The organism is Nocardiopsis ganjiahuensis DSM 45031 (assembly GCF_000341085.1).
Taxonomy (GTDB): Bacteria; Actinomycetota; Actinomycetes; order Streptosporangiales; family Streptosporangiaceae; genus Nocardiopsis; species Nocardiopsis ganjiahuensis.
The window spans coordinates 128070-154181 of the sequence record NZ_ANBA01000018.1; the positions used below are offsets into that span (position 1 = coordinate 128070).

Genomic DNA, 26112 nt, shown 5'->3' on the forward strand with positions numbered 1-26112 from the left:
ATCGAGTACCCGTCCACGCCCGACGCCGACGACGAGATCGCCCGCGCCCTGCAGGACGCCATCAACCGTCGCGACTAGTCGCCCGTGGCTGGTCGGTGCGGAGGCGGTCGACTGTGCCGGTCCTCGGGGCCGGTACAGTTGTCTCACCTACTGTTCATCTGATCTCGCTATGTGAGAATTCCATGGCGGGGCCACGTCTGAGTTAGAGGCAGTCCTATGGCAGCTCGCACCGTGAAACTGGCCGTGATCCCGGGTGACGGGATCGGCTCCGAGGTGGTCGCCGAGGGTCTCAAGGTGCTGGAGGTCGCGGCCGCCCAGTACGACCTGGCCGTCGACACCACCGAGTACGAGCTGGGCGCCAGGCTCTGGCACCGCACCGGTGAGACGCTGCCCGACTCGGTCGCCGCCGAACTGCGCGAGCACGAGGCGATCCTCCTGGGCGCCGTCGGCGACCCGTCCGTCCCCAGCGGTGTCCTGGAACGCGGTCTGCTGCTGCGCCTGCGCTTCGACTTCGACCACTACGTCAACCTGCGCCCCGTGCGCCTCTACCCCGGCGTGGAGAGCCCTCTGGCGGGCGTCGCCCCCGAGGACATCGACATGCTGGTCGTGCGTGAGGGCACCGAGGGCCCCTACGCGGGCGCCGGCGGCGTCCTGCGCAAGGGCACCCCGCACGAGATCGCCACCCAGGACAGCGTCAACACCCGATACGGCGTCGAGCGCGTGGTCCGCTACGCCTTCGAGAAGGCCGCGGTCCGCCCCCGCCGGAAGCTGACCCTGGTGCACAAGGACAACGTCCTCACCTTCGCCGGCGAGCTGTGGCAGCGCACCGTCAAGGAGGTCGGGGCCGAGTACCCGCAGGTCTCCGTGGACTACTGCCACGTCGACGCCGCCGCGATGTTCTTCGTCAACCAGCCCGGCCGCTTCGACGTGGTCGTCACCGACAACCTCTTCGGTGACATCATCACGGACATCGGCGCTGCCATCACCGGCGGTATCGGGCTGGCTGCGAGCGGTAACATCAACCCGGACAACACCTTCCCCAGCATGTTCGAGCCGGTCCACGGTTCCGCGCCGGACATCGCGGGCCAGGGCAAGGCCGACCCGACCGCCACGGTGCTCTCGGCCGCGACCATGCTGGACCACCTGGGGGTCCCCGAAGCCGCACGCCGCATCGAGGCCGCGGTCTCGGCTGACCTGAAGACCCGCGCCCAGGGCGGCGCGGTCCGAAGCACCACCCAGATCGGCGACGACCTCGCCGCGCGAGTAGCCGAGCAGGGCTGACGAGACCCCCGTCGGCCCTGCCCGTTTTCGAGGCGCGGCCGTCAGACGATCCAACTGTGACCAGCAGCGGGCGCGCCAGGAAACACTCCAGCGCGCCCGCTGTCTGTTTGACCCCGGTCTGACTCCCGGGCTCCGGTCTGGCACCGGGTGCGCTCTTCCGACACACTAGATCCCAGGTCGGCGGCGCTGCCGACCCGTTGCACCCGAGAGGACCACCGACAACATGGACAACAACGCCACCACCACTGGCTTGACGTTCGACATCCAGCTCTCCGACCGGCGGAAGACCCCGCAGGAGCGCGAGGCACTGCTGGAGAACCCCGGGTTCGGTCAGGTGTTCACCGACCACATGGTGACCATCCGCTACACCGAGGGCAAGGGCTGGCACGACGCCAAGCTGGAGCCGTACGGTCCGCTGAGCCTGGACCCGGCCACCGCGGCCCTGCACTACGCCCAGGAGATCTTCGAGGGGCTCAAGGCCTACCGCCACCCGGACGGTTCGCTCGCCTCCTTCCGCCCCGAGGCCAACGCGGCCCGCTTCAACCGCAGCGCTGCGCGGATGGCGATGCCGGAACTGCCCGAGGAGCTCTTCCTCAAGTCCATCGAGCTGCTGCTCGAGCACGACGGCGACTGGGTCCCGTCGAAGGAGTACTTCAGCCTCTACCTGCGCCCGTTCATGATCGCCACGGACGTGGGCCTGGGAGTCAACAACCCCTCGCGCAGCTACGTCTACCTGCTCATCGCCTCGCCGGTGGGCTCCTACTTCTCCGGCGGCGTCAAGCCGGTGACGGTCTGGCTGTCCAAGGACTTCACCCGCGCCGCCCCGGGCGGCACCGGTGCCGCGAAGTTCGCCGGCAACTACGCCGCGAGCTTCCTGGCCCAGGCGCAGGCGGTCGAGAAGGGCTGCGACCAGGTCGTGTGGCTGGACGCCCGCGAGCACCGCTGGGTCGAGGAGATGGGCGGCATGAACCTGTGGTTCGTGTTCGGCGAGGGCGAGAACGCCCGCCTGCGCACGCCCCCGCTGACCGGCACCCTGCTGCCCGGCATCACCCGTGAGTCGCTGCTGACCCTCGCCCCCGACCTGGGCATCCCGGCCGAGGAGGAGCCGCTGTCCATCGAGGAGTGGAAGGCCGCCGCGGAGTCCGGGGAGATGACCGAGGTCTTCGCCTGCGGCACCGCCGCCGTGGTCACCCCGGTCGGCCACGTCAAGAGCGACGACGGCGAGTTCACCATCGGCGACGGCACGCCCGGCCCGGTCGCCATGCGCCTGCGCGAGGAGCTGGTGGGCCTGCAGACCGGCCTGCGCGACGACAAGCACGGCTGGATCACCCGCTTCTAGATCCGGCTTCCGTAAAACCCGGCTTCCAGGACCCCGGCCTCCCGAACCAGGGAGGTCCGGGACCCGGCCAGGGCCGCCACCGCAACCCGGTGGCGGCCCTCCGTGTGTCCCGGCCGCTGTCTATCCTGGTTCGGCCCGCTCCGAGTTCCCCGCAAACCCTTCCCCCAAGGAGCCTTCCGTGTCCGAACCCTCCGTTCCCTCCGCCCCCGGGAACGACACAGCCGCGGATTCGCCGGGTGCCTCCTCCGCGGACGAGAGCACCGCACGCCGCACCTCCTTCCCCTGGCCCGCACGCGTCGCCCTGGTCGCCGCCGCCGGCCTGGTGGTGGGCGGGGCGGCCTTCACCGCCTACGAGGTGGTCACCGCCCTCGACCCGCCCGACCCGCTCCCCGCGGTGGCGGAGGACGAGGACGAGAGCCCCTCGGAGCGCCGCACCACCCCGTTGACCGGCACGGCCCAGCCCGAGGACGCCGAGGCCGACGGGGAGGAACAGGCGGCCGAGTCCGCCGGAGAAGCCCCTGCGCGGGGCCCTGGAGACGCCGCCGGGACATCCGGAGGAGCCGCCGAGCCCGGGGGTGGCGGTGCCTCCCCCGGGGCCCTGTCCGAGGGAGACCCCGGCTGGGTCGACCCGCGCAAGGAGATCCTGGAGGAGATGCTCAACACCCCGCAGGACCGCCCGCCGATGGAGCCGCAGATCACCCAGGAGGAGCTCGACGCCCTGCGCGAGGCAGCCGAGGCCGATGTGGTGGTGCAGGTGCCCGAGCTCGACTACTCGGAGTTCTACGAAGTGGCGCCCGACACCCGCCCCTGACCCCTTCCACCGGGATCCCGCGGGCAGGGAGGGGCCGCTCGCACCACCGGGCGGCCCCCTCACGGGGTTCACGGCCTCCGCCTGTGCTTTTGTCCGTTCTGAGAAACTTCCGTCTCGCGGTGCGAGACAAATGGGCCCCGAGCTGCGCCTTCCCCGCGCCTTTGTGGCACACTGACGACATGCTGTCCCAGGTACTCATTATTTTGGGGCGCGCTGGCTGACGACTTCCCGCGTAGACGCAGGGAAGAATCCGGACCCTGCCAGCGCGCTGACCTCTCGTGTCCACGAGGGGTCTTTTTTGTTGGCCGGGGCCGCCACACACAGCACCGACCGGGAGTTCCACCCATGCGGAACGACAGTTTCCACGTCTTCGACACCACGCTGCGCGACGGAGCCCAGCGCGAGGGGATCAACCTGAGGGTCTCCGACAAGCTGGCCATCGCGAAGCTGCTCGACGACTTCGGGGTGGCGTTCATCGAGGGCGGATGGCCCGGGGCCAACCCCAAGGACACCGAGTTCTTCCAGCGGGCTTCACAAGAGCTGACGCTGAAGCACGCGCAACTCACCGCGTTCGGCGCGACCCGCCGGGCCGGTGTGCGGGCCGCCGACGACCCTCAGGTGGCCGCACTGCGCGACAGCGGCGCGCCGGTCGTCACCCTTGTCGCCAAGAGTGACGACCGACACGTCGAACGCGCCCTGCGCACGACCCTCGACGAGAACCTCGCGATGGTCGCCGACACCGTCTCGCACCTGTGTGAACACGGCCAACGCGTGTTCGTGGACTGCGAGCACTTCTTCGACGGCTACCACCACAACCCCGAGTACGCCCTGGCGGTCGTGCGCGCCGCGGCCGACGCGGGCGCCGACGTGGTGGTGCTGTGCGACACCAACGGCGGCATGCTGCCCAGCGACGTCACCCGGGTGGTGACCGAGGTGCTGGAGGCGACCGGCGCGCGCCTGGGCATCCACGCCCAGGACGACACCGGCTGCGCCGTCGCCAACACCCTCGCCGCTGTGGACGCGGGCGCCACCCACGTGCAGTGCACCGCCAACGGCTACGGCGAGCGCGTGGGCAACGCCAACCTCTTCTCCGTGGTCGGCGCGCTCACCCTGAAGCGCGGCGAGGACGTCCTGCCCGAGGGCTGCCTGCCGGAGATGACCCGCGTGGCCACCGCCATCGCCGAGCTGGTCAACCTCGCCCCCGACACCCACCAGCCCTACGTGGGGGTCTCGGCCTTCGCGCACAAGGCCGGGCTGCACGCCTCGGCGATCAAGGTCGACCCCGACCTGTACCAGCACACCGACCCCGAACTGGTCGGCAACCGCATGCGCATGCTCGTCTCCGACATGGCCGGGCGCGCGTCGATCGAGCTCAAGGCCCAGGAGCTGGGCCTTGACCTGGCCGGCGACCGCACCGTGTCCGGGCGGGTCGTGGACCGGGTCAAGAGCCTCGAACTGTCCGGCTACAGCTTCGAGGCGGCCGACGCCTCCCTGGAGCTGCTGCTGCGCGAGGAGCTCGGCGCACCGGTCCGCTACTTCGAGACCGAGTCCTGGCGCGTCATCACCGAACGCCGCCCGGCCGTGGGAACCAGCCCGCTGTCCAGCGACTACGAGAGCCTCAGCGAGGCCACGGTGAAACTCCGGGTCAAGGGTGAGCGGGTCATCGCCACCGAAGAGGGCAACGGTCCGGTCAACGCCCTGGACCGGGCGCTGCGCAGTTCGATGGAGAACGTCTACACCGCGCTGGCCGGTCTGGAGCTGACCGACTACAAGGTCCGCATCCTGGAGGGCAGCTCGGGCACCAACGCGATCACCCGGATCCTGGTCACCTTCAGCGACGGCAGCGGAGAGTGGACGACGGTGGGCGTGGGCCCGAACGTCGTCGACGCCTCCTGGGTGGCGCTGGAGCAGGCCATCACCTACGGGCTCCTGCGCCAGGGCTACCCCCAGGACTGAGCGGGCCCCCGCGGCCCCGGGACCCGTTCCGGGCCCCGCCCGGTGTCCTCCGGACGACGGGAGGGCCACAGCCGCCCCGTCGCTCGTCACGCGACCGCCTGATCCCGAAACCCGGGGTCAGGCGGTCGCTTCTTACCTCGCGGTGAGACAGACCTGTCCTCGAGGCCATAGCCAGTGTGACCCCGGCCACTCGATACTGCGGACTTTGAGACAGTCCGAGATGTGCGAGTGGTGATAGATGCCGGCCATAACCGATGTGCGCCCTTTCGTTGGCGCGCAGTTCGCCTCCGTGCGAACCGCAGGTCACCTGCCCCGTGAAGACTTCGGGGCGTGTCCTCAGCCACCGTCCGACCGGACGGGGGGAGGAGCGTGACCCCCGGCCCGGTGTCCGAACGCCGTGCCGCGTCACCACCGCCCCCCACGTCGAAACGCACCCGCCCCGCCAGGGACGCGACCCTCGCCTGGGGCTTCCTCGCCCCCTCCGTGCTGGTCTTCGCCCTCTTCCTGATCTATCCGCTGGGCCGCACCGTCTACCTGTCGATGCACGGCAACGACATCATCGGCCGCCCCAACCGCTTCGTGGGCCTGAGCCACTTCGCCGAGATGGTCTCACCCGAGTTCGGGCGGATCCTGCTCACCACCCTGGTCTTCACCCTCGGGGTCGTCGTCCCCGGCGTCGTGGGAGCCCTCGCGGTGGTCCTCCTCCTGGAAGGGGTGCTGCGCGGGCAGAGGATCCTGCGCGGCGCCTTCGCCCTGCCGTTCGCCTTCTCCGTGGCCAGCGCCTCGGTGGTCTTCGCGGTCTTCTACAGCCCCGGGAACAGCGTCCTCAACGGCATCCTCTACCGCATGGGCCTCGACCAGGTCCCCTGGCTGACCTCCCAGGAGATGGCCCTGTGGTCGGTCGCCATCACCACGGTGTGGATGAACCTCGGCTACGGCGTCCTCGTGCTCGCCGCCGGGATCGGCGCGATCCCCAAGGAGGTCAACGAGGCCGCCCGCATCGACGGAGCCACCGGGCCGCGCCTGGCCTGGGACGTCACCGTCCCGATGCTCGGACCGCAGCTCTTCTTCCTGATCGTCATCTCCACGATCAACGCGCTCCAGAGCTTCGGGCAGATCCACATCCTCACCGGGGGAGGGCCGGTCGGCTCCACGACCACCCTCGTCTACTCCATCTACCAGGACGCCTTCGCCTACGGGACCAGCGACTTCGGTCGGGCCAGCGCCCAGGCGCTCGTCCTGCTCGCGGTGGTCCTGGTGTGCACCGTGATCCAGTTCGGTGTCATCGAGCGGAAGGTGCACTACTCATGAGCCGCGAACCCTCCGCCGCGGTCGGCGCCGCCGGTACCGGCACCGCGACCGGCACGGTCCGGGAACCCGAACGGACCGGACCCGTCCGCGCCCGCGCGCGCCACCGGCACGGGTTCGGGCATGTTTTCGGCCGGGTCCTGCTGTTCCTCCTGCTGGCCGCGTTCCTGGTCCCGGTGCTGTTCCCCGTGTACTACATGTTCGTCGGCACCTTCATGGAACCCCGCGAACTGTCCACGTTCCCGCCGCGGCTGCTGCCCACCGGCGTGCACCCCGAGAACGTCCAGGGCGCGCTCGCCGCCGTCCCGCTCCTGCGCATGTACACGAACTCGCTGGTCATGGCCGGGATCATCACGCTCTGCCAGCTGTTCACGTCGGCGCTGGCCGCGTACGCGTTCGTGTTCCTGCGGTTCCGGGGCAGCGCCGTGGTCTTCGCGCTGTTCCTGTCCACCCTGATGGTCCCCGCCGAGGCGACCTTCATCCCGAACTACCTCACCCTGACCGGGTGGGGGCTCGGCGACACCTACGCCGGCCTGGTCCTGCCCTTCCTCGCCTACGCGTTCGGCACGTTCCTGCTGCGCCAGAGCTTCAAGCAGTTCCCCCGGGAGCTGTACGACGCCGCGCGCATCGACGGGATGGGACACCTCAGGTTCCTGTGGACCATCCTCGTGCCGCTGAGCAAGCCGGCCCTGACCGCGGTCGGCATGTACGTGTTCATCACCAGCTGGAACATGTACTTCTGGCCGCTGATCATCACCCGCAGCACCGAGATGCAGACCCTCCAGATCGGCCTGAACAGCCTCAAGGTGGGGGAGTCCTCCAACCCCGGACTCCTCCTGGCCGGCGCCGCGCTGTCGGTCCTGCCCACGCTCGCCCTCGTGATCTTCGGGCAGCGCTTCATCGTCCGCGGCCTCACCGCGGGCGCGGTCAAGTAGGGCGCGAAACACCTAGTGGAGACGAGTAGCACATGAAACGTATCCCCCGACGCCGCGGTGTGAAGGCCGCGGCACTGCTCGCGAGCCTGGGCCTGCTCCTCAGCGCCTGTTCGGGCGACGGCGACAGCGGTGGCGGCAGTGACCTCACCGCCCCCGGAGCAGAGGTCCTGGACGGTCTCGACGAGGCGGTGCAGGTCGAGTTCTGGCACAGCATGGACGCCACCAACGGCCAGGTGCTGGACGGGCTGATCGAGGAGTTCAACTCCCAGAACGAGGGCCGGGTCGAGGTGACCGGGTCCTTCCAGGGCGACTACGACACCGCCCTGGCCAACCACCGCGCCGCCATCCAGCAGGGCGACACCGCCGAGCTGATCATGATCTTCGACCTCGGTACGCAGTTCATGATCGACTCCGCGCAGACGGTGCCCGCGCAGTCCTTCCTCGACGAGGACGGCTACGACACCTCCACGATCGAGGAGGCGCTGCTCAACTACTTCACGGTCGAGGGCGAGCTGCGGTCGTTCCCCTTCAACAACTCGACCCCGCTGATGTACGTCAACCGGGACGCCTTCGAGGAGGCCGGGCTCGACCCGGACTCCCCGCCCGCCGACCTCGCCGAGATCCGGGAGGCGGCCGAGCAGCTCACCGTCACCGACGACGACGGCACCGTGGTCCAGTACGGCTTCGGAGCCTCCGTGTACGGGTGGTTCATCGAGCAGTTCATGGCGCGCGCCTCCACCCCGTACTGCGACAACTCCAACGGCCGCGACGGCCGCGCCACCGAGGTGCTCTTCGACGACCCCAAGGTCGTCGAGCTCGTCGAGTGGTGGGAGCAGATGATCGAGGACGACCTGGCGGTCCAGATCGGCCGCAACACCGACGACGGCCAGGCCGCGTTCACCTCCGGCCGTGCCGCGATGACCCTGGAGTCCACCGGCGCCCTGGGCGGGTTCATCGACCAGTCCGACTTCGAGGTCGGCGCCGGGTACTTCCCGCTGATCAGCGCGGACGACCCGGGCGGCTCGATCATCGGCGGCGCCTCGCTGTGGATCAACGGCGAGGGCCACACCCCCGAGGAGATCCGCGGGTCCTGGGAGTTCATCCAGTTCCTGCTGACCCCGGAGTCCCAGTCGGTCTGGCACGCGGGGACCGGATACCTGGCGGTCAACACCGAGGGCTACGACGGCCCGGAGGCCACCGAGCGGGCCGAGGAGTTCCCGCAGTTCTCCGTGGCCGCCGACCAGCTGGCGGACTCCGAGATCAACGAGAACACCGCGGGCTGCATGATGGGCGTGATGTCCGACGCCCGTGTCGCCGCGGAGGAGGGCTGGGAGGCAGCCCTGACCAGTGACACCTCCGCCCAGGACGCCATGTCCGAGGCGGCCTCCGGGGTGTCCCGCACCATCGAGGAGTACAACGAGTCCGTCGGCGACTGAACACCCGGTGACGCGTCGACCCGGTGACGCAGCGCCCGGGTGGCGCAGTGTCCGGGTGACGCGGTGAAGGGCCGCGGCGGGAACCCCGCCGCGGCCCTTCCCGTTCGCCGCCCCGGATTCGCGTACCCGGGCTCAGGCCAGGACGACGGAGTCGCCGTCGACGCGGATCTGGATCTCCTCGAGAGGGCTCTCCGCAGGGCCCTCGACCGGGGAGCCGTCCTCGATGGAGAAGCGGCTGCCGTGGCAGGGGCACTGGATCTGCCCGTCGGCGACCTGGTCGACCGGGCAGCCCTCGTGGGTGCAGCTGGTGGAGAAGGCGCGGAAGGTGCCCTCCTCGGGCTGGGTGACGACCACCTCGTGCTCGCTGAAGACGGCGCCCCCGCCCACGGGGACCTCGTCGGTTGTGGTGATCGGGGCGTCCACGTCATCGGGGTCGACGTCCTCGTCCGCCCGGTCCCCGCCCTCCGTCCGGTCCGCGTCGTCGTCCGCGGTGTCCTCGCCCCCACCGCAGGCCGTGACCACCCCGACCAGGGCCCCGCCCCCGGCGACTCCGAACACGGATCGTCGGGTCACGTCGGGCAGGACGGCTTCGGGGACGGGTTCGCGGCAGTCACACATGCGGCCTCACTCTCTCGCCCGGCGCGGGGCGGGCGGACTTCCGTGCGGGGCCCGGGCCCCCACGGGTGACGGACGGCCCCCGCTCGGACGGGGGCCATGACCCATGGAACACGGTGGGCACCCGCCGTGTCCGGGAAATCCGCCGACCTGTCCGAGGGGCGTTCGGCGCGCGGCGCGCCCCGGTTCGGTTCGGGCGCCCTTCCCGAGCGCGACCGCACCGTAATCCAAGTTCGGGACCGGTCGCTACCCGGTGGAGAGAAGCCGTCAACCGGTGTATAGCGGACGGGATTCCGGCGGTCGTGTAGCGCCCCGTTTCCGGAGGGTGACGGCTTGGGCAGGAATCCGGTGCGCTCACCGTCCCGCCCCCACGGTTGCGGCGAGGCCCCCGGTGTTCCGGCGGGCCGCCCACGCGCACGATTCCCAGGCGCTCGCGCCTTCTCAGTGAAAGCGGTTCTGATGACCGACCAGCAACAGCCCGTCGTGGAGCCCCTCGGTTTCCTCGCTCCGGCCCCGCCCACCGTGGAACCCGCGCCCGCACCGGACGCCACCTGGGAGCTCAGGGGCGGTAAGGCCTGGGTCTACCTGAGCAACCCGAAAGCCGGCCTTCGACGGCCGGTGATCCTCTCCGACGGGTTCGAGAGCGGCCCCAGCCGGCTCGACCAGCTCTGGGCGGCGCTGGAGCGCGGGGACTACGCCTTCGTCACCGAACTGCGCCAGCGCGGCTACGACCTCGTCCTGATCGGTTACGACGAGCGCAGCGCGTCGATCCTGGACAACGCGGAGACCGCCATCCAGGCCATCCGCAGTGCCATCCAGGAGCGGTCGGGCGACGCCCCCCTCACCGTGGGCGGTTTCAGCATGGGCGGGCTCGTCACCCGCTACGCGCTGGCCAAGCTGGAGACACTGCGCATGGATCACCAGACCGCGCTGTACCTGTCCTTCGACAGCCCGCACAGGGGGGCATGGGTGCCCATCGGGCTCCAGAAGTTCGCGCACTTCCTCACCGCCACCCCCGCGCTGTCCCGGCAGATCAACAGCGATGCCGCCCGACAGTTGCTGTGGCGCCACGTCGAGAGCGTCGAAGCCGAACCGGCCGAGGACGCCCTGCGCACCGAGTTCCTGGCGGAGCTGGAGAGGGTCGGCTCCTGGCCGAAGGTGCCGCGCCTGATCGGTGTGGCCAACGGCACCGGCAACGGTGTCGGCCCCGGCGTGCCGCCGGGGGAGGACGCGGTCACGGTCAGCGGAGGCTGGTTCGCCGGGACGGCACTGTACACCCAGGCCGAGGGCGAAAAGCAGCTGGTCGCCCAGCTCAAGGGCCAGTTCGCGGAGAAGGAGGTCCGCACCACCGGGCTGCCCGCGCTCGACGGAGCACCCGGCGGCACCCTGGAGACCTTCGGAATCGCCGGCGACCGGCTCGAGCTCACAGGGCCGACGGAGGTCACCCATCGGTCGGTCTGCTTCGTGCCCTCGGTCAGCGCCGTCGCCATCGGGGACCTGGACGATCCGTACTCCGCGGTCGACGCCCTCCACCGTGAGTCGAGCGACCTCGACGACTTCCTGTTGGCGGAGACCAACGAACCCCACTCGCACATGAGTCGGACCCTGGGTGAGTGGATCCTGGAGCGCCTGCCCCAGTAGGGCTTCCACGGCGCGGGGCCGCGGCTAGGGGTGCACCCAGCCGTTGGCCTCGCAGCCCTGGAGGCCCAGGGTCTGCTGCTGCATCACCGGGGCGGGCTCGCCCTCTCCGGGGCAGTCCACGTGCCCGTGGCCGAGGGTGTGGCCGACCTCGTGGTTGATCAGGTAGATCCGGTAGGTCTCCAGGTCGTCGCCGAAGTGGTCCACGCCCGTCACCCAGCGGTTCTGGTTGATGACGGCCCGGTTGCCGTTGGCGCAGGAGACGAACCCGTTGGTGCGCAGCGGTGCGCACAGCCGGTCGACCGTGTCCGGGGCGGCCAGCAGCACCCGGATGTCGGCGTCGTCGCCGTCCACCCGCTGGAGCGACCGGTCCCCGTCGTTGCCCCAGCTGCGGGGGTCGCCCAGGATCTCCTCGACGGCGTCCACGAAGTCCCCGGCCTCACCGGGCAGGCCCTTCTCGACCTCCACCGCGAAGGTCGTCAGCGGGCCGTCGCCCATCACGTCGCTCTCGCCCTTCATCACCTCGAGGTCGCCGTCGGCGGAGTCGACCTCCTCCACCACCGAACGCAGCAGGAGCGGGAGCTCCTCTTCCTCCTCCGTGGGTGACGGGCCGGAGGAGGGGCCGCTCGGACTCGCACTGGCGTCGGCGACGTCGTCGGGCGAGGGGTGGCGGCGGTCGCTGTCGTCGGGGACCCCGTCACCGACCGGTCCGGTCGTGGAGGTCTCCTGGGTCACGTCCGGTTCGGAGCCGGGTTCGGGCACGCTGACCATCAGCACGGCGGAGGCACCCGAGACCAGGCACAGACCCAGGGCGAGGCCCATGGGGTACCGGCGGCGCCGGCGGTGCCTGGCACGGGAAGCGGGAGCGGGCACGAGGCTCAACCTCTCGACAGTGGACGGTGGTACCGCCGGAACCCGGACGGGGGAGGCCCTGCCTCCCACGCCTTCCGGCGGCCGCGGGGCCGCTCCGACCAGAGCGGTCGGTGGAGGCGTCCCCACGGGATGGCCGAGTGTCGCGGCGGCCACCCTGGGCGGTGTTCCCGCCCACTCGGGGCGGTACCGCCGACCCTCGGAGCGGCGGCTCCCGAGGGCTTCGGACAACGCACCCAGCATGCCAGAGATCGCTCCCGGGAAGGGCCAGGCGGCGCCCCGGGAAATACGGGTGTGTCACGGCTTCGGCTGTTTGTCGGTGCCGCCCGGCCCTGAACGGACCCCGACTGTGACCCGACACCAAGGCCACACGCCGGACTTATAGGGCACGACCACCTCCGGCGCCGCTACCCTTCAAGCGGCAAGAGCGAGTGAAACAGGGCTGCTGGGAGGCATCAGGTGCGTATCGCACGGTTCGCGGCCGGCGACGAGGTCGGTTTCGGCCTGGTCGAGCGGGACACGGACAGCGGGGAGGAGTTCGTCGCGAGGCTGACGGGCCACCCGCTGCTGGGGGACATCAAACTGACCGGTGAGCGGGCCAAGCTCTCCGACGTGCGCCTGCTGTCGCCGGTCCTGCCCACCAAGGTGGTGTGCATCGGCAAGAACTACGCCGACCACGTCGCCGAGATGCAGGACATCACCGGGGAGTCCACCGACGAGCCGGTGGTCTTCCTCAAACCGTCCACGGCGGTCACCGGGCCGAACGACCCGGTCTTCCACCCCTCGATCTCCGAGCGGGTCGACTACGAGGGCGAGCTGGCCATCGTCATCTCCCGGCCCTGCCGCGAGGTGCCCCGGGAGCGCGCCAAGGATGTCATCTTCGGCTACACCGTGGCCAACGACGTCACCGCGCGCGACCTCCAGAAGTCGGACAAGCAGTGGACCCGGGCCAAGGGGTTCGACTCCTTCTGCCCGATCGGGCCGTGGATCACCACCGGCCTGAGCATCGAGGAGGCCCAGGACCTCGCGGTCACCACGACCGTCGACGGCGAGGTCCGCCAGGACGGGCGTACATCACAGTTCATCCATGACATCCCGGGCATCATCTCCTATGTCACCTCGTTCATGACGCTGCTCCCGGGCGACGTGGTCCTGACCGGCACCCCTGCCGGCGTGGGCCCCGTCGAGGTCGGCCAGCAGGTCACCGTCACCGTGGAGCGCCTGGGCTCCATCAGCAACAGGGTGGTCACCAGAGACTGAACCCGAACCGTGCGCGGGGGCTCCCGCGCACGGTTCCCCCGGCAGCGCACGCCACCCCACCGAGAGGAAGGTCCGATTCCCTTGGCTCCTCGACCGGCTCACCGCCGCGGTCTCACCCGTCCCGCGTTCCTCACGGGCGTGCTGGCCCTGACCCTGGCACTCGTGGGCTCCGGCCTGTGGGTGTTCACCCGGCCCGGCGCGGGGGAACCCGACCGCTCCGACGGCTCCGAACCCCGGCCCGAGGGCCAGGACCACGCGCAGGTGCGGGTGATGCTGGCCGGGGACTCCATGACCCACGGCGCCGACGGCGACAGGACCTGGCGCTTCCACTTGTGGAACCACCTCGACCCGCACGTCGAGGGCCTGGACTTCGTGGGTCCGTACTCGGCACCCGCCGCCCAGGACGAGATCATCCCGCCGGAGCTCTTCGGCGGTGACCAGGACGGCGACGAGCTCGAGGACGGGCCCGGCGGCGGTTCCGCCGACGGCACCCAGCCGGAGGAGGACCTGGACGTCCCCGACGACGTCACCTACCGGGACCCGGACTTCGACCAGGACCACAACGCCCGCTGGGGGCGGACCCTGGCCGACGCCGCCGGCACCATCGAGGACGACGTCGCCGCCCACCGGCCGGACGTGCTGTGCGTCATGATCGGGATCAACGACCTGCTGCACCCGATCACCGCGGAGGAGATGGAGCAGCGGCTGCGCGCCTACGTCAACGGCGCCAGGGACGCCAACCCGCAGATCCGGATCCTCCTCGCGGAGGCGCTCCCGATCGCCCTGGCCGAGCAGGACGAGGGGTTCGCGCTGCGCGTGTACGTGTACAACGAACTCGTCCGCTCGGTCGCCGCCGACCTCACGACCGGGCGGTCCCCGGTGGTCAGCTTCGACCTGGCCGAGGCCGAGGGGTGGGACGTGGCCGCCGACACCTACGACGGCACCCACCCCAACGACGGCGGTGAGATGAAGATCGCCGCGGGGTTCGCCGACGCCCTCTCCAGGGAGTTCGGTCTGGGCCCGGGCTATCCCCGCCCGCTCCCGATCAGGCGCTGACCGGAGCCCGGACGGGACCCCTGCCCCGGGACCGGTGCCCGGGGCAGGGGGCAGGGGGCCGGTCCCGGGGGCGGCCCCCCTCCTCCGCCCCACCGAGACTTCCCACAGGTCATCCCGGGCCACCGATACCCTGGGGACCGTGACTGAGACTCCGATTCGTACCCGCTTCGCCCCGTCCCCCACGGGCATGTTCCACGTCGGTGGCGCACGTTCCGCCCTCTTCAACTGGGCGCTGGCCCAGCAGCAGCCCGAGGGCCGCATGGTCCTGCGCATCGAGGACACCGACGCCGCCCGCAACCGTCCCGAATGGACCGACGGCATCATCCGCGCGATGTCCTGGATCGGCATCGACGAGAGCGACCCGCACTTCGAGGGTCCCTACTTCCAGTCGGCCTACGTCGACAAACACCGCGAGACCGCGCAGGAGCTGTACGGCTCCGGCCGCGCGTACTTCTGCGACTGCACCCGCGAGCAGGTGCAGGAGCGCCGCGGCAACCAGTACCTGGGCTACGACGGCTTCTGCCGCGACCGCGGCCTGGAGCCGGGTCCGGGCCGGGCACTGCGCTTCCGCGTGCCCGAGGGCGGCCCCACGGTCGTGCGCGATCAGGTCCGCGGCGACGTGGAGTTCGACCACGCCTCCATCGAGGACTTCGTGATCGCCCGCGCCGACGGCTCCCCGCTGTTCGTGCTGGCCAACGTGCTCGACGACGTCGAGATGCGCATCACGCACGTCATCCGCGGCGAGGAGCACCTGTCCAACACCCCCAAGCAGCAGCTGCTGTGGGAGGCGCTGGGCCTGACCCCGCCGGTGTGGGCGCACCTGCCCGTCATCGTCAACGAGCAGCGCAAGAAGCTGTCCAAGCGCCGTGACAAGGTCGCCCTGGAGTCCTACCAGGAGGAGGGCTACCTCGCCGAGGCGATGGTCAACTACCTGATGCTGCTGGGCTGGGCGCCGGGCGAGGACCGCGAGATCATGCCGTGGTCCGAGATGATGCCGCTGTTCCGCATCCAGGACGTCAACAGCTCCAGCGCGTTCTTCGACGAGAAGAAGCTGCGCGCGTTCAACGGCGAGTACATCCGTGAACTGAGCGTCGAGGACTTCATCGAGCGCTGTCAGCCGTGGCTCACCGGCGAGGGCACCCCGTGGGACGCCGCCGACTACGACCCCGAGGTCTTCGCGGCCGTCGCCCCGCTGGCCCAGAGCCGCGTGGCGGTCCTCAGCGAGATCGTCCCCAACGTGGACTTCCTGTTCCTGAAGGAGCCGGCGGAGGACGAGAAGAGCTGGAGGAAGGCGATGAAGCCGGGCGTCGGCAAGGAGATGGTGGAGGCCGCCCTGGCGCGCTTCGCCGACCCCGGGCTGGAGTGGACGGCGGACGCCCTCAAGACCGCCACCGAGGAGACCGGTGCCACGCTCGGCCTGAAGCTGGGCAAGGCCCAGGCCCCGGTGCGCGTCGCCGTCACCGGGCGGACCGTGGGCCTGCCGCTGTTCGAGTCCCTGGAGCTGCTGGGCCGCGAGCGCGTCCAGACGCGTCTGGAGGCCGCCCTGGAGCGTCTGCGCGCCGAGGAGAAGGACGCGGCCCAGGCTTCCGACGAGGGCTGATCCGTGCGCTGATCCCTGAGCTCGTCCGAGCGGGGTGTCCGGGGCCACAGCCCGGGCACCCCGTTTCCGGTTCGCGAGTACTCAGAATGTCCGCTAGAGTTAAACACGTCGCCGAGGGGGACAGGGAAGCGAAAGCGACCGGGTCCTCCCAAAGCATTGGCCTATGGTGTAATCGGCAGCACGACTGATTCTGGTTCAGTTAGTCTAGGTTCGAGTCCTGGTAGGCCAGCGCAAGACCGCGGTTCGCCGCGGTCGGCACGGGTCTTCGACCCAGGTGCGCCCCCGTCGTCTAGTGGCCTAGGACGCCGCCCTCTCAAGGCGGTAACGGCGGTTCGAATCCGCTCGGGGGTACCAACAGGGAGACGCTTCCACACCGTGGAGGCTTTCTTTCTGACCGGTGCATGTCACCGGTGTCCGGTTCGAGTGCATATCGTGGTTTCACGGTTCACCCGGACCATCGGTTCCCAGGGACTGATGTAGGCCCCCGTCGTCTAGTGGCCTAGGACGCCGCCCTCTCAAGGCGGTAACGGCGGTTCGAATCCGCTCGGGGGTACAGAGGTAGGAACAGAAGGCTCCATCCACACGGATGGGGCCTTCTGTCGTTGAGCGGCCCTCCGTGGCGCGGCCCCCGGTCGGCCCCTTCGGCTTCCGGGAGCCCCTCGGCCGGAGGAAGCCGCGGGTCAGCCGCTGGAACTCCCGATCTCCAGCGAACGGATCACCGTCCCGGCCTTGAGGTCCCGAGCGTGCACGGTCACCGTGCCGTCCGCCGCCACCTCGATCCGCAGCCCCTGCGCCGCCGAGGCGTCGAGGGCCCGCTCACCACCGCTCCCGTTCGGACCGTAGAGGGTCTGCACGAAACCGGTGTTGACCACCGTGAAGCCCCGCGGTGCGGGCCCCGGACCGGAACGGGGAGCGTGACCGGTTGCGCCAGGAGGGGAGTCCCCGCCGACCGTGGGCGGGTCAGGTGATGCGGGCGGCCAGCCGGTCCAGCTCCTCCTGCGGGCCTCCCGCGGCGGCCAGCATGGCCGTCAGCTGGTCGAGCAGCCAGTCCGCGAGCTCGTCGCGGGACATCGCCCGCTCGCGCAGCCAGAACATCACCGCGGTCTCCACCGCCGACACCCAGCAGCGCAGGGCCAGCAGCAGTCGGGGCGAGGGTTCCCCGATGCCCACCCGTTCCAGGATCAGCCTCCGCACCCCCTCGCGGACCCGGTCGATCTCCGCCTCGGTCTCCTCCGTCGCTATCACCGAGCCGCCGTTCAGCAGGGCGGCGTAGGAGGGGGCGTAGGAGTCCGCGAAGTCGACGAAGGTGCGCAGGGCCACCCGCAGCTGCTCCAGCGGCGGCAGGTCGGCGGGCGGGGCCAGCCGGGGCATGAGTTCGGCCATCGCCTGCTCCAACGCCGCCCGGCGCAGCTCCGCCATGTTGGGGAAGTAGCGGTAGACCAGGGCACGGGAGACGTCGGCCTCCTCGGCGACCTCCTCCGGGGTGACGTCCCCGGGCGGGCGCCGCGCGAACACCCGCAGCGCCGTCCGGATCAGGTCCGCCCGGCGTTCGTGCGGCGCCATGCGGCGTGGCCGCCGCCCGGTACCCGGCCCGCGGGCCGGTACCGCCGAACCCGTCACCCGCGCCTGGTGACGGTCGGCCCCGTGGGACACCACCGTTGTCGAAACCTCCCGAGCCGCTCGCGGCCTGCTTCCTCCGGCCGTCGCCTCGTGCCGGAACCCTCCTCTGAAACTACCGTCCCCGCGGTCCGCTCACAGATCCAGCACGAGCCGTCGGTCCTCGTCGGCGCGGGAGACGCACAGGGCGAACTCCCTGCCGCGCGGGGATCCGCCCGTGGGGCGGTCCCGGTGGTCGGGCGACCCCTCCAGCAGCCCCACCCGGCAGGTGCCGCAGAAGCCCTGCCGGCACGAGTAGGCGGTCTCCGGGCGCACCCGGCGCACGACGTCCAGCGCCGTCTCGTCCTCCGGCACGGTGAGCACCGGTCCGGAGCGGCCCAGCCGCACCTCGAACCTGCGGCCGTCCACGACGGGCGGCGGCGCGAAGCGTTCGGAGAAGAACGGGTTCCCCCGGGGCACCCGTTCACGGAGCGCGTTGATCAGCGGCGCCGGACCGCACACGTACACGGCCGTGCCCGGGGTGAGGCCGGTGAGGAGCTCGTCGGCGTCCGGGATCCCGTACTCGTCGTCGGGGCGCACGAACACGTCCGCGCCCTCGGCGGTCTCGGGCAGCTCGTCCTGGAAGGGCATACTCCCCCGGTCGCGACCGGTGTAGACGAACCGGAACCGGCGGCCCGCCGCGTGCGCGGCACGCACCATCGGCAGGATCGGGGTGACGCCGATACCGCCCGCCACGAACAGGTACCGTTCGGCCCGGGAGAAGGGGAAGGCGTTGCGCGGTCCGCGCAGCCCGACCGTGTCCCCCGCGGTGAGCCCGTGCACCAGGCCCGACCCCACACCGTCCCTGATGCGCCGGACCGCGATCCGGTAGGACGAGCGGTCCGCCGGGTCGCCGCTGAGCGAGTACGGGCGCACCACGCCGCCGCTCAGCACCACGTCCACGTGGTGGCCGGGCTGCCAGCGGGGCAGTACGGCACCAGGGTCCACGGGGACGAGGGTGAGGGAGGCGACGTCCGGCGCGGGGTGCTCCACCCGGGCGACCCGCACCGGCAGGTCGCCGGCGGGCTCGGGCGGCGGATGGCCGGGCCGCCACCGCGCGGTGACGGGCTCGATCCGCGCGGCCACGCGCTCCAGGGCCAGCATGAACCGGTCCGGCCCCCTCTCCCTGCCGAACAGGGCGACCGGGGGACGCGGGTTCGCGTACGACTCGGCGCTGTGCCCGGCCTCCTGGCCGCGACCGCTCCGGTTCCGTGCGCCCGTCACCGCGAGGCCTCCTGCCGCGTCGACTCGTGCCGGGTCCGCTCGTGCCGAGCCGCCCCCTGCCGCGCCGCCGCCTCCTGCTCGGCGGCCTCGGCGGCCCGGGCGGCGGGGGAGACCGCCAGGTAGGCGACGGCCTGGCTGGTGGAGCCGTGGTGCGAAGGGTGGTACCTGCGGCGCAGGTACTCGGGGACGGCGGCGGCCAGGCGGCCCAGGTGCGGGACGAGTCCCCGCCTACCGTCCCGCAGCGCCCAGGAGGCCCTGGGCCTGCGGCCCCCGATCCGCCCCTTCAGACAGGGGTCGTTGGCGACGAGGAACCGGACGCCGCGCACCCACAGGGCGGCCAGGGCGAAGGCGGCCACCCCCATGGCCAGGGCGCGGCGCGGGTAACCGCCGTCCAGGTGCGTGTAGAGGTCGTAGGCGACCGCGCGGTGCTCGACCTCCTCGGCGCCGTGCCAGCGCAGCAGGTCCAGCATGGTGGGGTCGGCGCCCGCCTCGTCGAGCCTCTCGGCGTCCAGCACCCACTGGCCGAGGACGGCCGTGTAGTGCTCGATCCCGGCGATCACCGCGAGCCGGGTGCGCAGCCAGGCGAACTCGCGGGCCCCGGACAGGTCGCGGTCGCCCAGCACGGTCCGGAACATCCAGGCGATCTGCTCCACGTAGGGGCGCGGGTCCAGGCCGTGCGCGTCCATGTGGTCGAGCACGCCCGCGTGGGCCTCGGCGTGCACGGCCTCCTGGCCGATGAAGCCGAGCACCTGCTCGCGGAGTCCGTCGTCGGTGATGTGCGGGACGGCCTGCTTGAAGACCTCGACGAACCACCGTTCGCCCTCGGGCAGCAGCAGGTGCAGCACGTTGATGACGTGGGTGGCGAAGGGTTCGCCGGGGATCCAGTGCAGGTCCAGCTCGCTCCAGTCGAACTGGACGTCACGGGCGCGCAGGACGAGGCGGTCGGGTTCGTCCACGCCGGGGGCGGGGTCGGCACCGGGAACGGGGTCGGTGGCACTGCTCATGGTCAGCCTCCTGAGGGGAGCGAGGGGTCGGGAAGGGCCGTGGACCGGCAGGGGCACGGGGGGCAGCGGATCCGGGTCAGACCGGCGGGGCGAGGCGGGCGTAGCCGCGGATCGCGGCCGGGGACAGCCGGGAGAGGGCCAGCCCGATGTGCGCCTCACCGGTGACCGGGACGATCTCCGGGTCGGACTCGACGGCGTCGGCGATCCGCCGGGCCGCCTTCTCCGGGGTGTAGCCGCGCAGCCGGTACAGCCGGTTGAGCCGGTCCTTTGTTCTGGAGACCTCGCCCATGCCGGAGACCCGTGCGTTGGTGATGATCCCGGTGGCGACCAGGCCCGGGCAGACCGCGGTGACGCTGACGCCCTGCGCGGCGAGCTCGCCGCGCAGGGACCTGCTGAGCCCGAGCACCGCTGCCTTGGTGGCCGAGTAGGCGCCGTACATGCGGGAGGGCAGGTAGGCCGCGGCCGAGGCCGTGTTGACGATCCGGCCGCCGCCCCCGCTCTCGACCATCATCGGGGCGAAGGCGCGGACGCCGTTGATCACGCCCCACAGGTTGATGTCGACGACCCGTTTCAGATCCTCGGTGCCTGCCTCCAGGAAGGGGCCGGCCACACCGATGCCGGCGTTGTTCACGACCATGTCGGGGACGCCGTACTCGTCGCGCACCCACGCGGCGAGCTCGTTCACGGCATCGGAGTCGGTGACGTCCACGCGCCGTGCGCCGGAGCCGGGCGTGATCATGGAGCAGAGTTCGGCGGTGCGCTCGGCGGCGGGCGCGTCGATGTCGACCGCGACGATCCGGGCGCCGCGTTCGGCGAGTTCGAAGGCCAGGCAGCGGCCGATACCGCTGCCCGCGCCGGTGATCACGGCGACCTGGCCGGCGAAGGCGCCGCCGTGGCGGCGGGCCTGCTGGGCGGTGAGGTTGCGGACCGGGCGCGGGGCCCCGGACTCGATCTCCCTGACGAAGGCGCGGACGCGGCGCGCCACGGGGGCGGGGTGGGAGCGGACCGACCAGTGGCCGCCCTTGAAGCGGTGGAAGCGGAAGTCGTCGGCCCAGCGCCCGGCGTTGGACTGCACCTGGTCGACCATGAACGCGTCGTGGGTGGGCGCCAGGACCTGGACCGGCACACCGGTGCGGCGTTCGGCGGGCCGGGCGAAGCGGCGGAGCATGTTGGCCCGGTACAGCTCCAGGCCGTTGAGGTAGTCGCGGACGGTGCGCTCGGCGGGCACGCGGGGACCGCCGCCGACGCGCTCCAGTGCGGACAGGGCGGCGCCGCCGATCCCGCTGAGCCAGGCGGCCTCGGGCAGGCCGGGTGTGCTGAAGAACCCGATGTAGCTGGAGCGGACGGCCTGGCGCAGCACGTTGCGGACGCCGTCGGGGGCCTTCCGGAGCCAGTGGCCCGCCTGGTCGAGGTCGGGGCCGGAGATCGAGGTGAAGGACGCGAAGCGGTGGGCGTGCGCGGGTTCGGTGACGGCGTGCCAGGTCTGGATGGAGCCCCAGTCGTGGCCGACCAGGTGCACGGGCCGGTCGGGGCTGACGGTGTCGGCGACGGTGCGCAGGTCGTCGGCGAGCTGGTCCAGCAGGTAGCCGGAGCGGTCGTCGGGGGCGGTGGAGCGCCCGGCGCCGCGGACGTCGTAGGTGACCACGTGGTGGTCGGCGGCGAGGTCGGCGACGAGGGCCTCCCAGACGGTGGCGTTGTCCGGGTAGCCGTGGACGAGCAGGAGGGTGGGGCGCGTGGGAGGTACTGCGCCGGAGGTGTCCGTTGAGGGTGGTGGAGGGAGACGGGTGGGAGGTACTGCGCCGGAGGTGTCCGTTGAGGGTGGTGGAGGGAGACGCGTGGGAGGTACTGCGCCGGAGGCGTCCGTTGAGGGTGGTGGAGGGAGACGGGTGGGCCCGGCGGAGTAGACGGCCAGGCGCTGGCCGTCGGTGGCGGTGGCGTAGCGGTGCGGTCGGGTGCTCATGCGGTCGCGGTCTCCTTGCCGGTGCCGGCGGTGGCGGGTGACGAACGGGCCCAACGGTTCACGTGCGGCAGGTCGTCGTCGAGCCAGTAGGCGTCGTCGGAGGTGACCACGAGGATCTCCTCGAACTTGACCCCCATGTCGCGGAAGCCGATGTGGGGCTCGACCGCCCACATGCCGGGGGTGGCCGGGTGCGCGGAGATGTCGCCGTCCGCCCACAGCGGGGAGCGGTGGTGCATGCGCTCGACGACGAGGTCGCCGAAGAGGGTCTGGAGGGAGCGGATGCCGAAGCCCGCGACGACCGCCCTGGGCAGGCGGGACTCCACCTTGCCGACCTGGTGGGCGATGACACGGCCCGGATAGACCTGGTGCCGGTTGTCGTAGCCCTGTTCGCGGACGAGGGCGTCCACGGCGCGGTAGACGTCCTGGAGGGTGCGGCCCTCGCGGACCTGCTCGACGATCAGGCGGCGGTGGGCGCGCAGGTCGTCCATCAGCCGGTCGTGCAGGGGGTTCCGGCCGAGGTAGCCGGAGTAGCCGATGTCGGCGACGTAGCCGTCGCGGACCGGGGCGCAGTCGAGGATGAAGGGCATGCCCTCCTCCAGCCTGCGGTTGGTCGGGAAGAACTGGAGGGGGGTCCGGAAGCCGCGGAAGGCGGTGCGGTCGCCGAACCAGGCGAAGGGCGTGTGGAACCAGTCCTGGACCCCGCGCTCCTCCAGGTGTTCGCGGACCCGCCGGGCGGCCTCGCGTTCGGTCACACCGGGTTCGAGGGTGTCCGCCACGTCGCCGGCGGCCCGGTAGGCGAGCTGCTGGAGCTCGCGGAAGGCGTCGAGATCGGCCTGGGAGGCTGTGTTCCCGGTCACGTTCTTGTGAGACATCCTGTCATGTTAGACAGAGTGTCAATAAGTGTCCATGGGTGGGGGCGGGGTTTCGGGGGAGTGGCACACCGAGGTGTCCGCGATCCGGACGGCGGGACGGGGCGCCCCTGAGGCGCACGGGGGCGGCACACGACGAGGGCGGCGCTCCCGTGTGCGGGGAGCGCCGCCCTCGTCGGGTACCGGCGTATCGGGTCGGGGTGGTCGGGTGCGCCGAGCGGCGCACCGGGCGGGATCAACGGGGAGCGGGCGGGGCGGGGGGTCTCCTGGAGCTTCCGGCGGAGCCGTCGGCTGCGGTCAGTGCGCGCCCTCGTAGGTGTGCAGTGACTCGCTGATCTTCTCCGCCGCGGACACCACGGCCTGCGAGTGGATGCGGCCGGGGGAGCGGGTGAGCCGCTCTATCGGGCCGGAGACGGACACCGCGGCGATCACGCGTCCGCCGGGGCCGGACACGGGAGCGGAGACCGAGGCCACGCCCTGCTCGCGTTCGGCGACGCTCTGGGCCCACCGGCGGCGGCGCACCTGGGCGAGGCTGGCGGCGGTGAAGCGGGCGCCCACGAGGGAGCGGCGGATGCGGTCGGAGTCCTCCCAGGCGAGCAGTACCTGTGCGGCCGAACCGGCGTTCATCGGCAGCTCGCTGCCGACCGGGACCGTGTCGCGCAGGCCGCTGCTGCGTTCGGAGGCGGCCACGCACACCCGGAGGTCGCCCTGCCGGCGGTAGAGCTGGGCGCTCTCGCCGGTCAGGTCGCGCAGCTGGACGAGGACCGGGGCGGCCACGGCGAGCAGGCGGTCCTCCCCGGTGGCGATCGACAGCTCTCCCAGGCGCGGCCCGAGCACGAACCTGCCCTGGCTGTCCCTGGTGACCATGCGGTGCCGCTCCAGGGCGACGGCGAGACGGTGGGCGGTGGGGCGGGCCAGACCGGTGATCTGAACCAGCTGGGCCAGCGACGCGGGCCCCGACTCCAGGGCGTCGAGGACGGACATCGTCTTGTCCAGGACACCGACACCGCTGGATGAGCTAGAGTTGTCCATGGCTTGATATTGCCGTCTCGAAATGTGGAATGCAAGTCGGTCGCGCGTCCGTGCGGCCGACGGACCGTGCGAGACCCCTCCACAAGAGACGCGCCAGACACGCTAGATCACGAGAGAGGCGATCGCCCATGGCACGCACGATGGCCGAGAAGGTCTGGGAGGAGCACGTCGTCCGACGTGCCGACGGCGAGCCGGACCTGCTCTACATCGACCTCCACCTCGTCCACGAGGTGACCAGCCCGCAGGCCTTCGAGGGCCTGCGCCTGGCGGGTCGCTCCGTGCGCCGGCCGGACCTGACCATCGCGACCGAGGACCACAACGTCCCGACGATGGACCTCCTGGCCCCCATCGCCGACCCGGTCTCCCGCAAACAGGTCGAGACGCTGCGCAAGAACTGCTCCGACTTCGGTGTCCGCCTGCACCCCATGGGCGACATCGACCAGGGCGTCGTGCACGTGGTCGGTCCCCAGCTCGGCCTCACCCAGCCCGGTATGACCGTGGTCTGCGGTGACAGCCACACCAGCACCCACGGCGCGTTCGGCGCGCTGGCCTTCGGTATCGGCACCAGCCAGGTCGAGCACGTCCTGGCCACCCAGACCCTGCCGATGCAGCCGTTCAAGACCATGGCCGTCACGGTCAACGGCACGCTCCGGCCCGGGGTGTCCGCCAAGGACGTCATCCTCGCCGTGATCGCCAAGATCGGCACCGGCGGCGGCCAGGGCTACGTCATCGAGTACCGGGGCGAGGCCATCGAGGCCCTGTCCATGGAAGCCCGCATGACGGTGTGCAACATGTCCATCGAGGCGGGCGCGCGCGCCGGGATGATCGCCCCGGACCAGACCACGTTCGACTACGTCCAGGGCCGCCCGCACGCCCCCCAGGGCGCGGACTTCGACGCCGCGGTCGAGCACTGGAAGAGCCTGCGCACCGACGAGGGTGCGGAGTTCGACGCCGAGGTGGTCCTGGACGCCGACGAGCTCAGCCCGTTCGTCACCTGGGGCACCAACCCCGGCCAGGGCGTGCCGCTGGACGCCGAGGTGCCCGACCCCGCCTCCTACGAGGACCCCTCCGCGCGCGCCGCCGCCGAGAAGGCCCTGAAGTACATGGACCTCGAGGCCGGGACGCCGATGCGCGAGGTCAGGGTGGACACGGTCTTCCTCGGCTCGTGCACCAACGGCCGGATCGAGGACCTGCGCACCGCCGCGGAGATCGTCCGCGGGCGCAAGGTCGCCGACGGCGTCCGGATGCTCGTGGTGCCCGGCTCCATGCGGGTCAAGGAGCAGGCCAACGCCGAGGGCCTGGGACAGGTCTTCCTCGACGCCGGCGCCGAGTGGCGTGAGGCGGGCTGCTCCATGTGCCTGGGCATGAACCCGGACCAGCTCAAGCCCGGCGAGCGCAGCGCCTCCACCTCCAACCGCAACTTCGAGGGCCGTCAGGGCCGGGGCGGCCGCACCCACCTGGTCTCGCCCCAGGTGGCCGCCGCCACCGCCGTGCGCGGCACCCTGTCCTCGCCCGCCGACCTGGACGCCTAGCAGTCCCCGACCCCAGTCAGGAGAGTCCTCCCATGGAGAAGTTCGACGTCCACACCGGTCGGGCCGTCCCGCTGCGCGCCAGCAACGTCGACACCGACCAGATCATCCCCGCCGTCTACCTGAAGCGGGTCAGCCGCACCGGGTTCGAGGACGGTCTGTTCGCCGAGTGGCGCAAGACCGACCCCGACTTCGTGCTCAACCGCCCCGAGTACGAGGGCGCGACCGTCCTGGTGGCCGGGCCCGACTTCGGTACCGGCTCCTCCCGTGAGCACGCCGTGTGGGCCCTGCAGGACCACGGCTTCAAGACCGTGCTGTCCTCGCGCTTCGCCGACATCTTCCGCGGCAACTCGCTCAAGGGCGGCCTGCTGACCGTCCTGCTGCCCCAGGAGGTCATCGACCGGCTGTGGGACGCGATCGAGGCCGACCCCGCCACCGAGGTGACGGTGGACCTGGTCGACCGCGAGGTCCGCGCGCCCGGCGTGCGGGAGTCGTTCGAGTTGGACGACTACACCCGCTGGCGGTTGTTGGAGGGTCTGGACGACATCGCCCTGACGCTCCGTCACACGGACGAGATCGGTGAGTTCGAGACCACGCGCGAGCGGTGGAAGCCGGTCACGCTCTAGCTCGGGAACCCCGATCTGAAGCGGGATCGAGGGCTGTTGTGACTCAGCGCACCCTCGGTCCCGAATAATTTTACCTTTACTTGACGTGAGCACTCGCTTACGGACTT

At 71.3% G+C, this 26112-nt stretch carries 22 protein-coding genes and 3 tRNA genes; 16 read left to right on the forward strand and 9 right to left on the reverse strand.

Features of this window, described 5'->3' with window-relative positions:
• The first annotated feature begins 216 nt into the window (after positions 1–216).
• The 7 genes from D458_RS0125250 (at position 217) to D458_RS0125280 (ending at position 9066) form a co-directional block, all read left to right on the forward strand.
• Positions 217–1281, forward strand: a complete 1065-nt coding sequence (locus tag D458_RS0125250) for a 3-isopropylmalate dehydrogenase (protein ID WP_017589505.1) — start codon at positions 217–219, stop codon at positions 1279–1281.
• Positions 1282–1504: 223 nt separating this feature from the next.
• Positions 1505–2620, forward strand: a complete 1116-nt coding sequence (locus D458_RS0125255; RefSeq protein ID WP_017589506.1) for a branched-chain amino acid aminotransferase — start codon at positions 1505–1507, stop codon at positions 2618–2620.
• 178 nt (positions 2621–2798) lie between these two features.
• Positions 2799–3431: a hypothetical protein gene (locus D458_RS36145; protein ID WP_026119671.1), complete on the forward strand. Its 633-nt coding sequence runs from the start codon at positions 2799–2801 to the stop codon at positions 3429–3431.
• 345 nt (positions 3432–3776) lie between these two features.
• The gene (cimA, locus tag D458_RS0125265; protein ID WP_017589507.1) at positions 3777–5387 is read left to right on the forward strand and encodes a citramalate synthase; all 1611 of its coding nucleotides are present in this window, start codon (positions 3777–3779) and stop codon (positions 5385–5387) included.
• A 369-nt stretch (positions 5388–5756) separates the two neighbouring features.
• A complete protein-coding gene (locus D458_RS0125270; protein ID WP_017589508.1) occupies positions 5757–6698 on the forward strand; it encodes a carbohydrate ABC transporter permease in 942 nt (313 codons plus the stop codon).
• A complete protein-coding gene (locus D458_RS0125275) occupies positions 6695–7630 on the forward strand; it encodes a carbohydrate ABC transporter permease (RefSeq protein WP_017589509.1) in 936 nt (311 codons plus the stop codon). Before D458_RS0125270 ends, D458_RS0125275 begins: the two co-directional genes overlap by 4 nt.
• A gap of 32 nt (positions 7631–7662) precedes the next feature.
• Positions 7663–9066, forward strand: a complete 1404-nt coding sequence (locus D458_RS0125280) for an ABC transporter substrate-binding protein (protein ID WP_026119672.1) — start codon at positions 7663–7665, stop codon at positions 9064–9066.
• A gap of 132 nt (positions 9067–9198) precedes the next feature.
• Here the strand turns inward: D458_RS0125280 and D458_RS0125285 are convergent, their stop codons facing one another.
• Complete coding sequence (locus tag D458_RS0125285) at positions 9199–9684, reverse strand: Rieske (2Fe-2S) protein (protein ID WP_017589511.1); 486 nt, start codon at positions 9682–9684, stop codon at positions 9199–9201.
• Positions 9685–10140: 456 nt separating this feature from the next.
• Between D458_RS0125285 and D458_RS0125290 the strand changes: the two genes are divergently transcribed.
• Positions 10141–11322: an esterase/lipase family protein gene (locus tag D458_RS0125290; RefSeq protein WP_017589512.1), complete on the forward strand. Its 1182-nt coding sequence runs from the start codon at positions 10141–10143 to the stop codon at positions 11320–11322.
• Between the two features lie 24 nt (positions 11323–11346).
• Here D458_RS0125290 and D458_RS0125295 read toward each other — a convergent pair whose 3' ends face one another.
• Positions 11347–12141, reverse strand: coding sequence for a DUF3152 domain-containing protein (locus tag D458_RS0125295; RefSeq protein WP_017589513.1), 795 nt, complete (start codon positions 12139–12141; stop codon positions 11347–11349).
• Between the two features lie 507 nt (positions 12142–12648).
• Between D458_RS0125295 and D458_RS0125300 the strand changes: the two genes are divergently transcribed.
• The 6 genes from D458_RS0125300 (at position 12649) to D458_RS0125325 (ending at position 16658) form a co-directional block, all read left to right on the forward strand.
• Complete coding sequence (locus D458_RS0125300) at positions 12649–13449, forward strand: fumarylacetoacetate hydrolase family protein (RefSeq protein ID WP_017589514.1); 801 nt, start codon at positions 12649–12651, stop codon at positions 13447–13449.
• An 81-nt stretch (positions 13450–13530) separates the two neighbouring features.
• The gene (locus tag D458_RS0125305) at positions 13531–14505 is read left to right on the forward strand and encodes a GDSL-type esterase/lipase family protein (RefSeq protein WP_017589515.1); all 975 of its coding nucleotides are present in this window, start codon (positions 13531–13533) and stop codon (positions 14503–14505) included.
• Between the two features lie 139 nt (positions 14506–14644).
• Entirely contained in the window at positions 14645–16105 is a 1461-nt protein-coding gene (gltX, locus tag D458_RS0125310) for a glutamate--tRNA ligase (protein ID WP_083936428.1), read from the forward strand.
• A 157-nt stretch (positions 16106–16262) separates the two neighbouring features.
• Positions 16263–16334: transfer RNA gene (locus tag D458_RS0125315), tRNA-Gln, on the forward strand.
• Positions 16335–16383: 49 nt separating this feature from the next.
• A tRNA-Glu gene (locus D458_RS0125320) sits at positions 16384–16459 on the forward strand.
• Between the two features lie 126 nt (positions 16460–16585).
• Positions 16586–16658 (forward strand) — tRNA-Glu (locus tag D458_RS0125325).
• A 127-nt stretch (positions 16659–16785) separates the two neighbouring features.
• Here D458_RS0125325 and D458_RS0125330 read toward each other — a convergent pair.
• The 7 genes from D458_RS0125330 to D458_RS0125360 form a co-directional block, all read right to left on the reverse strand.
• Positions 16786–16977, reverse strand: a complete 192-nt coding sequence (locus D458_RS0125330; RefSeq protein WP_017589517.1) for a hypothetical protein — start codon at positions 16975–16977, stop codon at positions 16786–16788.
• Between the two features lie 88 nt (positions 16978–17065).
• Entirely contained in the window at positions 17066–17668 is a 603-nt protein-coding gene (locus D458_RS0125335; RefSeq protein ID WP_017589518.1) for a TetR/AcrR family transcriptional regulator, read from the reverse strand.
• Positions 17669–17857: 189 nt separating this feature from the next.
• On the reverse strand, positions 17858–18985 hold the full coding sequence (locus tag D458_RS0125340) for a PDR/VanB family oxidoreductase (RefSeq protein WP_017589519.1): 1128 nt from the start codon (positions 18983–18985) through the stop codon (positions 17858–17860).
• On the reverse strand, positions 18982–19989 hold the full coding sequence (locus D458_RS0125345; RefSeq protein ID WP_017589520.1) for a metal-dependent hydrolase: 1008 nt from the start codon (positions 19987–19989) through the stop codon (positions 18982–18984). Before D458_RS0125345 ends, D458_RS0125340 begins: the two co-directional genes overlap by 4 nt.
• Before the next feature lie 76 nt (positions 19990–20065).
• Entirely contained in the window at positions 20066–21949 is a 1884-nt protein-coding gene (locus tag D458_RS34255; RefSeq protein ID WP_239648062.1) for an SDR family oxidoreductase, read from the reverse strand.
• Positions 21946–22821 (reverse strand): M24 family metallopeptidase, encoded by an 876-nt coding sequence (locus D458_RS0125355; RefSeq protein ID WP_017589522.1) that lies wholly within the window; start codon positions 22819–22821, stop codon positions 21946–21948. Before D458_RS0125355 ends, D458_RS34255 begins: the two co-directional genes overlap by 4 nt.
• A gap of 294 nt (positions 22822–23115) precedes the next feature.
• Positions 23116–23802, reverse strand: a complete 687-nt coding sequence (locus D458_RS0125360) for an IclR family transcriptional regulator (RefSeq protein ID WP_017589523.1) — start codon at positions 23800–23802, stop codon at positions 23116–23118.
• A gap of 176 nt (positions 23803–23978) precedes the next feature.
• Here D458_RS0125360 and leuC point away from each other — a divergent pair, with 176 nt between their 5' ends.
• Positions 23979–25382: a 3-isopropylmalate dehydratase large subunit gene (gene leuC / locus D458_RS0125365; protein ID WP_017589524.1), complete on the forward strand. Its 1404-nt coding sequence runs from the start codon at positions 23979–23981 to the stop codon at positions 25380–25382.
• Between the two features lie 32 nt (positions 25383–25414).
• Complete coding sequence (gene leuD / locus D458_RS0125370) at positions 25415–26005, forward strand: 3-isopropylmalate dehydratase small subunit (RefSeq protein ID WP_017589525.1); 591 nt, start codon at positions 25415–25417, stop codon at positions 26003–26005.
• Positions 26006–26112: the final 107 nt, after the last annotated feature.